At 66.1% G+C, this 13,343-nt stretch carries 13 protein-coding genes and 1 pseudogene; 12 read left to right on the plus strand and 2 right to left on the minus strand.

The features are described 5' to 3' along the window. The first annotated feature begins 210 nt into the window (after positions 1-210). The 10 genes and pseudogenes from paaA to AC25M7_RS11120 all read left to right on the plus strand — a co-directional run bounded on the left by paaA (position 211) and on the right by AC25M7_RS11120 (position 9,872). Positions 211-1,200: a 1,2-phenylacetyl-CoA epoxidase subunit PaaA gene (paaA, locus tag AC25M7_RS11075; protein WP_486971051.1), complete on the plus strand. Its 990-nt coding sequence runs from the start codon at positions 211-213 to the stop codon at positions 1,198-1,200. A gap of 28 nt (positions 1,201-1,228) precedes the next feature. Next, positions 1,229-1,510 carry a 1,2-phenylacetyl-CoA epoxidase subunit PaaB gene (gene paaB, locus AC25M7_RS11080; RefSeq protein ID WP_011533969.1) on the plus strand — a complete coding sequence of 94 codons (282 nt, stop codon included), beginning with the start codon at positions 1,229-1,231 and terminating at the stop codon, positions 1,508-1,510. Positions 1,511-1,518: 8 nt separating this feature from the next. Beyond that, the gene (gene paaC, locus AC25M7_RS11085; protein WP_241413321.1) at positions 1,519-2,277 is read left to right on the plus strand and encodes a 1,2-phenylacetyl-CoA epoxidase subunit PaaC; all 759 of its coding nucleotides are present in this window, start codon (positions 1,519-1,521) and stop codon (positions 2,275-2,277) included. Continuing rightward, on the plus strand, positions 2,264-2,788 hold the full coding sequence (paaD, locus tag AC25M7_RS11090) for a 1,2-phenylacetyl-CoA epoxidase subunit PaaD (protein ID WP_062362417.1): 525 nt from the start codon (positions 2,264-2,266) through the stop codon (positions 2,786-2,788). Before paaC ends, paaD begins: the two co-directional genes overlap by 14 nt. A 15-nt stretch (positions 2,789-2,803) precedes the next feature. Next, positions 2,804-3,880 (plus strand): 1,2-phenylacetyl-CoA epoxidase subunit PaaE, encoded by a 1,077-nt coding sequence (paaE, locus tag AC25M7_RS11095; RefSeq protein ID WP_062362420.1) that lies wholly within the window; start codon positions 2,804-2,806, stop codon positions 3,878-3,880. 205 nt (positions 3,881-4,085) lie between these two features. After that, on the plus strand, positions 4,086-4,394 hold the full coding sequence (locus tag AC25M7_RS11100; protein ID WP_028688889.1) for a DUF485 domain-containing protein: 309 nt from the start codon (positions 4,086-4,088) through the stop codon (positions 4,392-4,394). Next, positions 4,385-5,953 (plus strand): annotated as a pseudogene (locus AC25M7_RS11105) (cation acetate symporter); the annotation flags it as partial. The gene AC25M7_RS11100 and the pseudogene AC25M7_RS11105, both read left to right, overlap by 10 nt. 35 nt (positions 5,954-5,988) lie before the next feature. Further along, entirely contained in the window at positions 5,989-7,221 is a 1,233-nt protein-coding gene (locus tag AC25M7_RS11110) for an OprD family porin (RefSeq protein WP_028688891.1), read from the plus strand. 25 nt (positions 7,222-7,246) lie between these two features. Further along, positions 7,247-9,295: a phenylacetic acid degradation bifunctional protein PaaZ gene (gene paaZ, locus AC25M7_RS11115; protein ID WP_486971052.1), complete on the plus strand. Its 2,049-nt coding sequence runs from the start codon at positions 7,247-7,249 to the stop codon at positions 9,293-9,295. Positions 9,296-9,569: 274 nt separating this feature from the next. Beyond that, on the plus strand, positions 9,570-9,872 hold the full coding sequence (locus AC25M7_RS11120; protein ID WP_036985759.1) for a hypothetical protein: 303 nt from the start codon (positions 9,570-9,572) through the stop codon (positions 9,870-9,872). Between the two features lie 5 nt (positions 9,873-9,877). Here AC25M7_RS11120 and AC25M7_RS11125 read toward each other — a convergent pair whose 3' ends face one another. Next, positions 9,878-11,509 carry an ATP-binding response regulator gene (locus AC25M7_RS11125; protein ID WP_182324314.1) on the minus strand — a complete coding sequence of 544 codons (1,632 nt, stop codon included), beginning with the start codon at positions 11,507-11,509 and terminating at the stop codon, positions 9,878-9,880. A 107-nt stretch (positions 11,510-11,616) separates the two neighbouring features. On the opposite strand from AC25M7_RS11125, the gene AC25M7_RS11130 reads away from it, so the two are divergent. Further along, complete coding sequence (locus AC25M7_RS11130; protein ID WP_486971053.1) at positions 11,617-12,231, plus strand: LuxR C-terminal-related transcriptional regulator; 615 nt, start codon at positions 11,617-11,619, stop codon at positions 12,229-12,231. A gap of 112 nt (positions 12,232-12,343) precedes the next feature. Beyond that, the gene (locus AC25M7_RS11135) at positions 12,344-12,517 is read left to right on the plus strand and encodes a hypothetical protein (RefSeq protein WP_158216149.1); all 174 of its coding nucleotides are present in this window, start codon (positions 12,344-12,346) and stop codon (positions 12,515-12,517) included. A gap of 56 nt (positions 12,518-12,573) precedes the next feature. On the opposite strand, the gene AC25M7_RS11140 is transcribed toward AC25M7_RS11135, so the two are convergent. After that, positions 12,574-12,795 (minus strand): DUF6555 family protein, encoded by a 222-nt coding sequence (locus tag AC25M7_RS11140; protein ID WP_028688896.1) that lies wholly within the window; start codon positions 12,793-12,795, stop codon positions 12,574-12,576. Between the last annotated feature and the right edge of the window lie 548 nt (positions 12,796-13,343).

The raw sequence follows: 13,343 nt of genomic DNA on the forward strand, positions 1-13,343 counted from the left end.
TTTTTGCCTCGAGAAAGCCGGGGGCGCGTTGCCCTGTAGGAACGGCCTTGCCGAGGCGTCGGACCGGTCGGATAGGGCTACGCAGCAGCCCCAGCAACCCCAATGCGATACACAAATCTTATTTGATACATCAAATACTGTTTGATGTTGTGTTTTGTATCGCTTATAAATGACCCACGCCCCAAGCAGCCCACAACCGGGAGCCTGAACATGTACGCACAGCTCGTAGAAACCGGCGTCAAGCGCCTCAAGTCCCTGGAGGAGATGTCGCCCGAAGAGCGCGCCTTCCAGGAGAAGATCGACGCCGAGATCAAGATCGAAGCCAAGAACTGGATGCCCGAGGCCTACCGCCAGACCCTCATCCGCCAGATCTCCCAGCACGCCCACTCGGAAATCGTCGGCATGCTCCCGGAGGGCAACTGGGTCACCCGCGCCCCGTCGCTCAAGCGCAAGCTGCAACTGATGGCCAAGATCCAGGACGAAGCCGGCCACGGCCTGTACCTGTACAGCGCCATGGAAACCCTCGGCGCCGACCGCGACGAAGAGATCGCCAAGCTGCACAGTGGCAAGGCCAAGTACTCGAGCATCTTCAACTACCCGACCCTGAGCTGGGCCGACATGGGTGCGGTGGGCTGGCTGGTGGACGGCGCGGCGATCGTCAACCAGGTGGTGCTGCAGCGCACCTCCTACGGCCCCTACTCCCGCGCCATGATCCGCATCTGCAAGGAAGAGAGCTTCCACCAGCGCCAGGGCTACGAACTGCTGCTGACCATGATGCGCCACGGCACCCAGGCGCAGAAGGACATGGTCCAGGACGCCATCGACCGCCTGTGGTGGCCGGCGCTGATGATGTTCGGCCCCAGCGACGAGCACTCGCCCAACAGCGCCCAGTCCATGGCCTGGAAGATCAAGCGCCAGACCAACGACGAACTGCGCCAGCGCTTCATCGACCAGACCGTGCCCCAGCTCGAACTGCTCGGCTGCACCGCGCCAGATCCGGCGCTCAAGTGGAACGAGGCCAGCGGCCACTACGACTTCGGCGAGATCCAGTGGGACGAGTTCTACGAAGTGCTCAAGGGCAACGGCCCGTGCAACCAGGAACGCCTGGCCACCCGGCGCAACGCCATCGAAAGCGGTGCCTGGGTGCGCGAGGCCGCCGTGGCCTATGCCCGCAAGCAACAGAACAAGAACGCCGCCTGAAGCGGCGAATGATGCGGAGATACCCCCAATGTCTGTCTGGACCCTGTTCGAAGTCTTCGTGCGCAGCAAGCACGGCCTGAACCACAAGCACGTTGGCAGCGTGCACGCCGCCGACGCCGCCATGGCCATCGAGAACGCCCGCGAGCTGTACACCCGCCGCAGCGAGGGAGTGAGCCTGTGGGTGGTGCCCTCGGCGCTGATCACCGCCTCCTCCCCCGACGAGAAGGACCCGCTGTTCGCCCCGGCCGATGACAAGGTCTACCGCCACGCCAGCTTCTACGAGCTGCCGGCCGAAGTCGGACACATGTGAGGCACACCATGCACAAGCAAGGACTGATTCAATACCTGCTGCTGCTCGGCGACAGCGCCCTGGTCCAGGGCCAGCGCCTGTGCGAGTGGTGCGGCAAGGCCCCGGCGCTGGAGGAAGAACTGGCGCTGATGAACGTCGGCCTCGACCTGGTCGGCCAAGCCCGCAACTGGCTGGACTATGCCGCCGAATTGCAGGACGACGGCCGCGATGCCGACGCTCTGGCCTTCCGTCGCGACGAGCGCGCCTACCGCAACCTGCTGCTGGTCGAGCAGCCCAACGGCGACTATGCAGTGACGATGCTCAAGCAGTTCCTCTACGACGCCTGGCACCACGCCATGCTCGATGGCTTGAGTGCTTCGGGCGATGAGCGTATCGCCGGCATCGCCGCCAAGGCCCTGAAGGAGGTGACCTATCACCTGCGCCGTTCCGGCGAGTGGGTGCAGCGCCTGGGTGGCGGCACCGAGGAAAGCCGTCGACGCATGCTCGAGGCCATTCCGATGCTGTGGCGCTTCACCGTCGAGCTGACGGTCGCCAGCGACAGCGAAGTACAGTTGGCCCACGCCGGCATTGCCGCCGACCCGACGCAGGTCGCCCAGCGCTGGCACGCCGCTGTGGAGGCAATCTTCGCCTCGGTCGAGCTGCCGCTGCCCAACGCCGCCAGCCACTTCTACCTGGACGGGCGCAAGGGCCTGCACACCGAGCACCTGGGCCTGCTGCTGGCCGAGATGCAGTTCTTGCCGCGAGCCTACCCCGATGCGACCTGGTGAACTGATCGTGGGTGACCGCGGCGCCCGCGCCCTGCGCGACGGCGACCTGACCCAGGCCTGGGCGGTGCTGGCCGAGGTGATGGATCCGGAGGTGCCAGTGGTCAGCGTGGTCGACTTAGGGATCGTCCGCGACCTCGACTGGCGCGCCGGCCACCTGCACCTGGTGGTCACCCCGACCTACTCCGGCTGCCCGGCCACCGAGGTGATCGAGGGCGACATCCGCCAGGCGCTAGAACAAGCAGGGTTCGCCGAGCCCGAGCTGGAGCGCAGGCTTACCCCGGCCTGGAGCACCGACTGGATCAGCGACCAGGGCCGCGAGCGCCTGCGCGCCTACGGCATCGCACCGCCCGCCGGCAGTGCCAGCCTGCGCGGGGCCCCGCCCACGGTGTGCTGCCCGCAATGTGCAAGCCGCGATACCGAACTGCTCAGCCAGTTCGGCTCCACCGCCTGCAAGGCCCTGTACCGCTGCCGTGCGTGCCTGGAACCGTTCGACTATTTCAAATGCCTTTGAGCCGTGGAGAACGCCATGAGCCAGTTTCACAGCCTGACCGTCCGGCAAGTGCGCCAGGAGACCCGCGACGCGGTGTCCATCGCCTTCGACGTGCCCGCGCACCTGCGCGAAGAGTTCCGCTTCACCCAGGGCCAGTACCTGGTCATGCGCACCCGACTGGATGACCAAGAGGTACGCCGCTCCTACTCGATCTGCAGCGCGGTGCAGGACGGCGAGTTGCGCGTGGCGGTCAAACGCGTGCCGGGCGGTCGTTTCTCGGCCTTCGCCAACGAAGTGCTCAAGGCCGGCCAGCAGTTGGAGGTGATGCCGCCGTCGGGCAGCTTCTTCGTGCCGCTGGACCCGGCGCGCCGGGGGCACTACCTGGGCGTGGCCGCCGGCAGCGGTATCACCCCCATCCTGTCGCTGGTCGCCACTACCCTGGCCAGCGAGCCCCGCAGCCGCTTCACCTTGCTGTACGGCAACCGCGCCAGCAACAGCGCGCTGTTCCGCGATCGCCTGGAAGACCTGAAGAACCAGTACCTCGACCGCCTCAACCTGATCTTCGTGTTCAGCCGCGAGCAGCAGGACGTCGACCTGTACAACGGCCGCATCGACGCCGACAAGTGCGACCAGCTGTTCGCCCGCTGGCTCGACGTGCAGTCACTCGACGCGGCGTTTATCTGCGGCCCGCAGGCGATGACCGAGACCGTGCGCGACAGCCTGCAGGCCAACGGCCTGGCCAGGGAGCGCATCCACTTCGAGCTGTTTGCCGCCGCCGGTGGCGAGGCCCGTCGCGAAGCTCGCGAGGCGGCGCGCCAGGTGGATTCGGCGGTCAGCCACGTGACCGTGATCAGCGACGGCCGCGCCCTGGCCTTCGACCTGCCGCGCAACACCCGCAGCGTGCTCGAGGCCGGCAATGCCATCGGCGCCGAGCTGCCCTGGTCATGCAAGGCCGGCGTGTGCTCGACCTGCAAGTGCAAGGTGATCGAGGGTGAAGTGGAGATGGACAGCAACCATGCCCTGGAGGACTACGAAGTGGCGGCCGGGTATGTGCTGTCGTGCCAGACCTACCCGCTGAGCGACAAGGTGGTGCTCGATTTCGATCAGCTTTGAGATCGAGGCGCCTGCATCCCTGTAGGAGCGGCCTTGCGTCGCGAAAGGACCGCAAAGCGGTCCCCGGGATCTGCAACATTGCAAAGATTGCCGGGGCTGCTGCGCAGCCCTTTCGCGACACAAGGCCGCTCCTACAGGGACGGTGCAAGCAGCAATACCGCGTGACCTGAAAAAACAATTACAACAGCCAGAGAGAACGCTCCCCATGACACCCGAACACCTGGAATCCATCAGCAAGCACCCCGCCTTCGTGCAACTGATCCAGCGCAAGCGCCGCCTCAACGGCTCGCTGACCCTGACCATGCTCGTTGCCTACTACGGCTTCGTCCTGCTGGTGGCCTTCGCCCCCGGCGTGCTCGGCCAGTCCCTCAGCGGCGGGGTGACCAGCGTCGGCATGCTGGTGGGCGTGCTGATGGTGCTGCTGTCCTTCGCCCTCACCGGCGTCTACATGCACCGCGCCAACCGCGTCATCGACCCGCTCAACGAAGTGGTCAAGCAGGAGTGCGCGCGATGAACTGGACTGCCATCTCGATGTTCCTGGTGTTCGTCTGTTTCACCCTGCTAGTGACCCGCTGGGCCGCCCTGCGCACCCGTTCGGCCAGTGACTTCTACACCGCCGGCGGTGGCCTGACCGGCATGCAGAACGGCCTGGCGATCGCCGGCGACATGATCAGCGCCGCGTCCTTCCTCGGCATCTCGGCGATGATGTTCATGAACGGCTACGACGGCCTGCTCTACGCCCTGGGTGTGCTGGCCGGCTGGCCGATCATCCTGTTCCTGATCGCCGAGCGCCTGCGCAACCTGGGCAAGTACACCTTCGCCGACGTGGTGTCCTACCGCCTGGCCCAGGCCCCGGTGCGCCTGACCTCGGCCTTCGGCACCCTGGCCGTGGCGCTGATGTACCTGGTGGCGCAGATGGTCGGCGCCGGCAAGCTGATCGAGCTGCTGTTTGGCATCAGCTACTTGTACGCGGTGATGCTGGTGGGAGTGCTGATGGTGCTGTACGTCACCTTCGGCGGCATGCTCGCCACCACCTGGGTGCAGATCATCAAGGCGGTGATGCTGCTGTCGGGCACCACCTTCATGGCCTTCATGGTGCTCAGGCACTTCGGTTTCAGCACCGAGGCGATGTTCGCCAGCGCCGTGGCCGTGCATGCCAAGGGCCAGGCGATCATGGCGCCGGGGGCGCTGCTGTCCAACCCGGTGGACGCCATCTCCCTGGGTCTGGGCATGATGTTCGGCACGGCCGGCCTGCCGCATATCCTCATGCGTTTCTTCACCGTCAGCGACGCCAAGGAAGCGCGCAAGAGCGTGTTCTACGCCACCGGTTTCATCGGCTACTTCTACCTGCTGCTGATCGTCATCGGCTTCGGCGCCATCGTCATGGTCGGCACCGAGCCGTCCTACCGCGATGCCAGCGGGGCGATCATCGGCGGCGGCAACATGGTCGCGGTGCACCTGGCCCAGGCCGTGGGCGGCAACCTGTTCCTCGGCTTCATCTCGGCGGTGGCCTTCGCCACCATCCTCGCCGTGGTTGCAGGCCTGGCGCTGTCCGGCGCCTCGGCGGTGTCCCACGACCTGTACGCCTGCGTGGTGCGCAAGGGCCAGGCCAGCGAGCAGCAAGAGATGCGCGTGTCGCGCCTGGCCACGCTGGGGATCGGCCTGTTCGCGGTGCTGCTGGGGTTGCTGTTCGAGTCGCAGAACATCGCCTTCCTTTCCGGCCTGGTGCTGGCGGTGGCTGCCTCGGTCAACTTCCCGGTGCTGCTGCTCTCGATGTTCTGGAAAGGCCTGACCACCCGCGGCGCGGTGGGCGGCAGCCTGGCCGGGCTGGTCTCGGCGATCGTCCTGGTGGTGCTGGGCCCGGCGGTGTGGGTCAACGTGCTGCACAACGAGCGGGCGCTGTTCCCCTACAGCAACCCGGCGTTGTTCTCCATGTCGCTGGCCTTCCTCGCCGCCTGGGCCTTCTCGGTCACCGACGGCTCGGAGCGGGCGCGTGAAGAGCGTGGGCGCTACCTGGCCCAGTTCATCCGCTCGATGACCGGTATCGGCGCCGCCGGCGCCAGCAAGCACTGACCTCAAGAACAATAACAATGTCGGGTACAACAACAATGAACCGCACGCACCTCACGTCAGCCGCCTGGCTGGCCACCCTTGCCCTGCCCTTGCCAGCCATGGCGGACTTTATCGCTGACAGCCACGCACGCCTGGAACTGCGCAACCACTACATCAACCGCGACTTCCGCCAGGGCAACGCCCCGCAGAGCAAGGCCGAGGAATGGGGCCAGGGCTTCACCGCGCGCTTCGAATCGGGTTTCACCGAGGGGCCGGTCGGTGTCGGGGTGGACGCCATGGGCCAACTGGGCATCAAGCTCGACTCCAGCCGCGACCGACGCAACACCGGCCTGCTGCCTTACGGGCCGCGTAGCCTGGAGCCGGTGGACGACTACAGCGAACTGGGCCTGACCGGCAAACTGCGGGTGTCCAAGAGCACCCTGCGCCTGGGCACCTTGCAGCCGGTTTTGCCGGTGGTGGTGTACAACGACACCCGCCTGCTGGCCTCGACCTTCCAGGGCGGCCTGCTGACCAGCCAGGAGCTGGACGGCCTGACCTTCAACGGCGGCCGCCTGACCAAGGCCAATCTGCGCGACTCTTCCGGGCGCGACGACATCGGCTACGGCGCCGCCAGCAGCGACCACTTCGATTTCGGCGGCGGCAGCTACGCCATCACCCCGCAGGCCAGCGTCAGCTACTACTACGCCAAGCTCGAGGACATCTACCGCCAGCAATACCTCGGTTTTCTGCATACCCAACCCCTGGCCGAAGGCGTCAGCCTGCGCAGCGACCTGCGCTACTTCGACAGCCGCGGCGACGGCGCCGAGCGCGCCGGGCGCATCGACAACCGCAACTTCAACGCCATGTTCACCCTGGGCGTGAAGGCCCACAAGTTCACCGCCACCTGGCAGCAGATGTCCGGTGACAGCGCCTTCCCGTTCCTCAATGGCGGCGATCCCTACACCGTCAACCTGGTCACCTACAACACCTTCACCCGCGCCGGGCTCGACTCCTGGCAGGTGCGCTACGACTACGACTTCGTGGCGATGGGCATCCCCGGACTGAGCTTCATGACCCGCTACACCGACGGCCGCCACGCCGAAACCGCCACGCTCAGCAACGGCCGCGAGCGCGAGCGCGACACCGACATCACCTACGTCATCCAGAGCGGCCCGTTCAAAGACGTCAGCCTGCGCTGGCGCAACGTCACCTTCCGTTCCGGCAACGGCCTGACCAACGCCGTGGACGAGAACCGCCTGATCATCGGCTACACCCTGGCGCTCTGGTAACCGCGCCCCTTTATAGGAGAACAGCATGTCCGCCGCCCCTACCCTGCAAAGCTTCATCGCCGGCCGCTGGATCGGCCAGCATGGCGCCCAGGCCCTGCGCAGCGCCCTCGATGGCCACGTCCTGGCCTACAGCCACGAAGAGCGCCCGGATTTCGCCGAGGCCGTGGATTTCGCCCGGGCCCAGGGCCTCAAGCAGTTGCTGGCCATGGATTTCCAGCAGCGTGCCGCCCGCCTCAAGGCCCTGGCGCTGTACCTGGCCGAGCGCAAGGAGCAGCTCTACGCCCTGTCCCGCCATTCCGGCGCCACCCGCGCCGACAGCTGGATCGACATCGAGGGCGGCAACGCCACGCTGTTCGCCTATTCGAGCATGGGCCGGCGCGAGCTGCCGTCGGGCAACCTGGTGCATGAAGGGCCGGCGATCCCGTTGGGCAAGCAAGGCCACTTCGCCGGCAGCCATATCCTGGTGCCGCGCACAGGCGTGGCCGTGCATATCAACGCCTTCAACTTTCCGATCTGGGGCATGCTGGAGAAGTTCGCCCCGACCTTCCTCGCCGGCATGCCGTGCATCGTCAAGCCCGCTACCGCGACCAGCTACCTGACCGAAGCCGTGGTGCGCCTGATGAACGAATCGGGCCTGTTGCCGGCCGGCAGCCTGCAACTGGTGATCGGCAGCACGGGCGATCTGCTCGACCGCCTGCAGGGCCAGGACGTGGTGACCTTCACCGGCTCCGCCGACACGGCGGCCAAGCTGCGCGTGACCCCGAACCTGATCCGCCATTCGGTGCCCTTCACCGCCGAGGCCGACTCGCTGAACTGCGCCATCCTCGGCCCGGACGTCAGCCCCGACAGCGAGGAGTTCGAGCTGTACATCAAGGAAGTGGCGCGGGAGATGACCACCAAGGCCGGGCAGAAATGCACGGCGATCCGCCGCGCCATCGTCCCGGCCAGGCACCTCGACGCGGTGGCCAGCCGCCTGCGCGAACGCCTGCGCAAGGTGGTGGTGGGCGATCCTGCGGTCGAGGGCGTACGCATGGGCGCGCTGGCCTCCCACGACCAGCAGCGCGATGTCGGCGAGCGCGTGCGCCAGTTGCTGGACAGCTGCGAGCAGTTGCTGGGGGCCAGTGACGGTTTCACCGCGGTCGGCGATGGCGTGGCCGAGGGTGCGTTCTTCGCCCCGACCCTGCTGCTGGCCCGCGACCCGCATGCCGAAGGCGGCGCCCATGACATCGAGGCGTTTGGCCCGGTGAGCACGCTGATGGCCTACGACGACCTCGACGAGGCCCTGGCCCTGGCCGCGCGAGGCAAGGGCAGCCTGGTGGCATCGCTGGTGACCGCTGACCGCTCTGTAGCGGCCAAGGCCATCCCGGTGGCGGCGGCCTGGCACGGGCGGCTGCTGGTACTCGACAGCGAGGCAGCCAAGGAATCCACCGGGCATGGCTCGCCATTGCCGCAGCTCAAGCACGGCGGCCCCGGCCGAGCGGGTGGCGGCGAGGAGCTGGGTGGCCTGCGCGCGGTCAAGCACTACCTGCAACGCGCCGCCGTGCAAGGCTCGCCAAGCATGCTCATGGCGGTGACCGGTGAATACGTGCGCGGCGCCGAGGTGATCGAGACCGAGGTGCACCCGTTCCGTCGCCATTTCAACGACCTGCGCATCGGCGAATCGCTGCTGACCCACCGCCGCACCGTGACCGAGGCCGACCTGGTCAACTTCGGCTGCCTGTCGGGCGATCACTTCTACATGCACTTCGACGAGATTGCGGCGAAGCAGTCGCAGTTCGGCAAGCGCATTGCCCACGGTTACTTCGTGCTGTCGGCGGCGGCCGGGTTGTTCGTCAGCCCGGGCGAAGGGCCGGTGCTGGCCAACTATGGCCTGGACACGCTGCGCTTCATCACCCCGGTGGGGATCGGCGACACCATCCAGGCGCGCTTGACCTGCAAGCGCAAGATCGACCAGGGCAAGACCAGCCCGCAAGGGCAGGCGCAAGGGGTGGTGGCCTGGGATGTGGAGGTGACCAACCAACTGGGTGAGCTGGTGGCCAGTTATGACATCTTGACGTTGGTGTTGAAGCGGTAAGCGAGATTGGGTGGCGATTCGCGCTCCCTGAGCGGCCTTGCCGGGGCGCCGGACCGGTCGGAAAGGGCTGCAAAACAGCCCCGGCATGTCCAAGCCTGACGTCACTACTCAATACATTGAAAGACCCGACACTAAAGGCAATATGCCACCTCGCACATCCGCCCTACATCGTGCAACGCCCCTCGGCGCTATAGTCGCCCCACCGCCAGCCCCCTTCCTGGCGGTGGGTGCGCCGTACCGAGAACAATGCCAAGGAAGCAACGCGATGATCCCCATGTCCCTCCCCTTCAAGTCCCTGTTCCTGCTCGCCGGCCTCGCCGCCCTGACCGGTTGCCAGACCGCCAGCCCCAGCGCCGACACCCTCAAGCAGCGCGCCGAAGTCACCCTTGGCGTGCCGGTGAACAAGGTCAGCAATCTGCGCAGCGACTCCAACACCACCTACTTCAGCGCCAGCACCGCCAAGGGCCAGTATGACTGCCAGGTGGCCAGCGGAGGCCTGGTCGCGGTCGCTGGCATGGGCCTTATCACCCCGTCACCGACCTGCTGGAAAGAAGGCCAGGCCCCTGTCTTCCAGTGACGCCCTCAGGCATCGGCCTGAACCACCGGTGCCGTTCCCCTCTCGCGCAGGGCGCGCAACGCCGCGCGCAACTCGGCAGGTCGCACCGGCTTGGCCAGCACCGCGATGCCCCGTGCCTGCAAGGCGCCCTGCAGCCTGTCGATGTCGTGACCGGTCATGATCAGCGCCGGCACATCGGCGCCGCGCTGCGCGCGTAGCTGGTCGATACAGTCGATGCCGGTGGCCTGCGGGCCCAGGTCGTAGTCGGCGACGATCACATCGCAGTCACTGACCAGGCCAAAGGGCGAACACTCGGCCTGCACCTCGCATCCCCAGCGCTGCAGCAAGGCGCTAGTGGCCTGCAGCACGTTGTCGTCATCCTCCACCAGGCACACCCGCAGCCCCGTGAGCAGGCCCGCCTGCACGGCCTGGTCGACCGTGGCCCGCGACACCTGCGCGCAGGCTCTGGACAGCCCCTTCAAGGTCACGCAGGTGCCATGCCCCAGGTGCGAGCGCAGGCTGACCTCCAGGCCCATCAACCGCCCCAGCCGCTTGACGATGGCCAGGCCGAGGCCAACGCCCTCGACATCCTTGTCGCGCACTTCGCGCACCCGGTAGAACTCCTCGAACACTCGGCCCTGGTGCTCCTCGGCGATCCCTCTGCCCTGGTCGCAGACGACAATGGCCAGGCCCTGGCCGCGAGGCCGCACGCCGATCAGCAGCGGGCGTCCGGCGGCGTACTTGAAGCTGTTGGACAGCACGTTCTGCACCATGGTCGCCAGCATGCCCGGGTCGGCGCGAATCCAGTGATGGCTGGGCACCAGGCGCATCTCGACCCCGGCCCAGCGCGCCGCCTCGCTGTTCTGGCGCAGCAGTTCGCGCAGAAAGCCGTCCACCGCGAAAGCCTCCCACTTCGGCTGCACCCGGCCGTTGTCCAGGGTGTACAGGTCGAGGATCGAGCGGAACAGCTGCGAGACATTGAGCAGCGAACGGTCGATGCTGTCCACCAGGCGCCGCTCCTCCTCACCCAAGCGCGCCTCGCGCAGGCAGGCGGTGAACAGGCCGATGGAGTGGATCGGCTGGCGCAGGTCATGGCTGGCCTGGGCCAGGAAGCGGGATTTCTCGCGGGTCGCGGCCTCGGCCAGGGCCGTGGCCTTGCGCGTGCGCTCCAGTAGCAGGTGGGCGTAGAACGGGATCAAGGTGCTGGTGGTCAGCAGCATCGGCAGCAGGAACGGCTGTTCCTGCCAGTAAGGCGTCAGCCGCCACACCACCAGCAACGCGGCCAGGGCCAGCACCGTGGCGATGGCCAGGTAGCGCGAGCCGAAGCGCATGCCATTGCCCAGGTTAATCCATACCATCACCGCATACAGCGGCAATGCGGTCTCGCCGCCGACCACCAGGCCGAAGCAGGTACCGGTGTAGTCGCCGAGCATGCCGAAGATCCGCCGCGCCGGGTAATGCCCCGGCCAGCGCTTGATGGCCTGGCGCATGCCGATCGACACCACTACAAAACCTGCGTAGTAGAGCAGTACCGGCAGGTAGGTGGCCGGCGAGCGTCCCGGCAGGAAGCCCAACAGCGCCACGTAGCTGATCGCGCAGGAGGCGACGATGATGCGCAGGTTGGCCTGGTCCAGTTCGTTGTTCTTCTCGAACCTCATGGGGTAACGTCCTTGTGCGCCAGTCGGCATTTGCGGCATGCATCATAAGAAAATGCCGCAGTTGACTGCTAAATTAGCATGTGCCGGACGACAGGGAGTTCCTCGACGTGAGTTGCCGCATCATCGTGGCGGATGACCATCCGCTGTTCAGGGAAGCCATGGTCAACACTGTGCGGCGCATCCTGCCCGACGCCCGGTTGGAGGAAGCCGGCAGCCTGGCCGATGTGCTGCGCCTGGCCACACTGGGCGAGACGCCCGACACCCTGATCCTCGACCTGCGCTTTCCCGGCCTGACCTGCATCGGTCGCCTCGCCGAGCTGCGCCGGCAGTTGCCGCGCACCACGCTGATCGTGGTGTCGATGGTCGATGACCCGCAGGTCATCTGCGAAGTCATGGCTGCGGGTGTCGATGGCTTTATCGGCAAGAGCGTAAGCTCTGGGGAAATCGGCGCGGCCATCCTCGCCATTCGCGCCGGCGAGGTGGTGGTCAACTATGTGCCCAGCGGCCTGCTGCCGCAACGGGAGGCCTCCAGCGAACTGGAACAGCTCACCGACCGCCAGCAGGACGTGCTGCGCCTGATTGCCCAGGGCAAGACCAACAAGGAGATCGCACGGGCGCTGGATATCTCGCCGTTTACCGTACGCATCCATGTGTCGTCCCTGCTCAAGACCCTCAACGTACCGACCCGCACGGCGGCGGCCGTGAAGTATTCCGGAAACTGAACGACCGCTTGTCGCCAAGCAAGGGATGAGATAGACCTTCCCACCCCCCCTGCACGATCCCAATGCATGAGCAGCGAATGTTCCGCCGCACGCGTTGAGGGAGGATGCCGGCATGAACGAGAAACACGGGATGGGTGGTGGTGACGTGCAGAGCGACTGGCCGGAACTGGAGCCAGACCGACGCAACGACCAGCCCGATCCCGATGATGCGGATGCCGCCCCTGACCTTACCGAGGAAGAAAACCGCCCCAGCGTGCCGGCCAGCGATCCGGAATCCGGGGCCTAGGGCCTGGCGCGGACTTGCCCGCTGGCCAAGGGCCTGCGCACTACCAAGGGCGTGAATCAGACCCGCCAGTGCACATCGGTGATGCCATGCCGCTCGGCCAGCGGTCGGCTGACCTTTTTGATCTTTTCCCGCCCGAACTTCGGAATGATCCCCAACCCCGCGTCGCAACTGGCCCAGTGCCAGGCTTCGGCATTGTCCATGTGTTCCTGGCGGATGATGAACCGCCGTGGCTCTCCGTGCAGCCGGTATTCAATGGTGTACAGCTGGGGACTAGGCATCGCCGCAGGCCCTCCTCTTCTCCATGGATGACTCTTTGACTGATCGTGGTGCGCCATGAAAATTCAAAAAAAATGCCAGACACGGTGAAGGAAGGGCCAGCCCATTACACATCGCTGCCGCCCCATGGCTGGGTTGGAGGTGGCAGCCGTGCCACCGTGCAACCGTTTTGAGCCGTCTCGATCCGCCACATCCCACCCATTCTTGCCGTGCCTGACAAACGGTAACCAGCGTGCAGGGTGCATGGGCTCGACACCGGGCAAATCATTTGCACTTATTCGCGTAGCCTGCGGTCACAACGCTGAATGCCCACTTCGCACAACGGAGTTTTCATGCCCATGACACACGGCTGCCACGCGCTCGCGCTTGAGCAGAATCGCCGGCTGTTCGCCAGCGCCTACCAACTCGATCATGCCGCCATTGTCCTGCTCGTAGGAGCAGGGCTGCCGTGCGCTATCAGGAAACCATCGAACACCTTGCACTGATTCAAGGTACCCGCTCGTCGCCAAAGTGAGCGGCAGCCTATAATCTGCGCCCAGTGCCCGGCGAT

It is taken from the genome of Pseudomonas sp. P106(2024), from assembly GCF_057480815.1.

Excerpts from the sequence above, each read along its gene's own strand:
- AC25M7_RS11120 (WP_036985759.1), top strand. The coding sequence starts at position 9,570 with ATGTCCCTCCCCTTCAAGTCCCTGTTCCTGCTCGCCGGCCTCGCCGCC.
- AC25M7_RS11140 (WP_028688896.1), bottom strand. The coding sequence starts at position 12,795 with ATGCCTAGTCCCCAGCTGTACACCATTGAATACCGGCTGCACGGAGAG.
- paaE (WP_062362420.1), top strand. The coding sequence starts at position 2,804 with ATGAGCCAGTTTCACAGCCTGACCGTCCGGCAAGTGCGCCAGGAGACC.
- paaD (WP_062362417.1), top strand. The coding sequence starts at position 2,264 with ATGCGACCTGGTGAACTGATCGTGGGTGACCGCGGCGCCCGCGCCCTG.
- AC25M7_RS11110 (WP_028688891.1), top strand. The coding sequence starts at position 5,989 with ATGAACCGCACGCACCTCACGTCAGCCGCCTGGCTGGCCACCCTTGCC.
- AC25M7_RS11135 (WP_158216149.1), top strand. The coding sequence starts at position 12,344 with ATGAACGAGAAACACGGGATGGGTGGTGGTGACGTGCAGAGCGACTGG.
- paaZ (WP_486971052.1), top strand. The coding sequence starts at position 7,247 with ATGTCCGCCGCCCCTACCCTGCAAAGCTTCATCGCCGGCCGCTGGATC.
- paaB (WP_011533969.1), top strand. The coding sequence starts at position 1,229 with ATGTCTGTCTGGACCCTGTTCGAAGTCTTCGTGCGCAGCAAGCACGGC.
- AC25M7_RS11125 (WP_182324314.1), bottom strand. The coding sequence starts at position 11,509 with ATGAGGTTCGAGAAGAACAACGAACTGGACCAGGCCAACCTGCGCATC.
- AC25M7_RS11100 (WP_028688889.1), top strand. The coding sequence starts at position 4,086 with ATGACACCCGAACACCTGGAATCCATCAGCAAGCACCCCGCCTTCGTG.
- paaA (WP_486971051.1), top strand. The coding sequence starts at position 211 with ATGTACGCACAGCTCGTAGAAACCGGCGTCAAGCGCCTCAAGTCCCTG.
- paaC (WP_241413321.1), top strand. The coding sequence starts at position 1,519 with ATGCACAAGCAAGGACTGATTCAATACCTGCTGCTGCTCGGCGACAGC.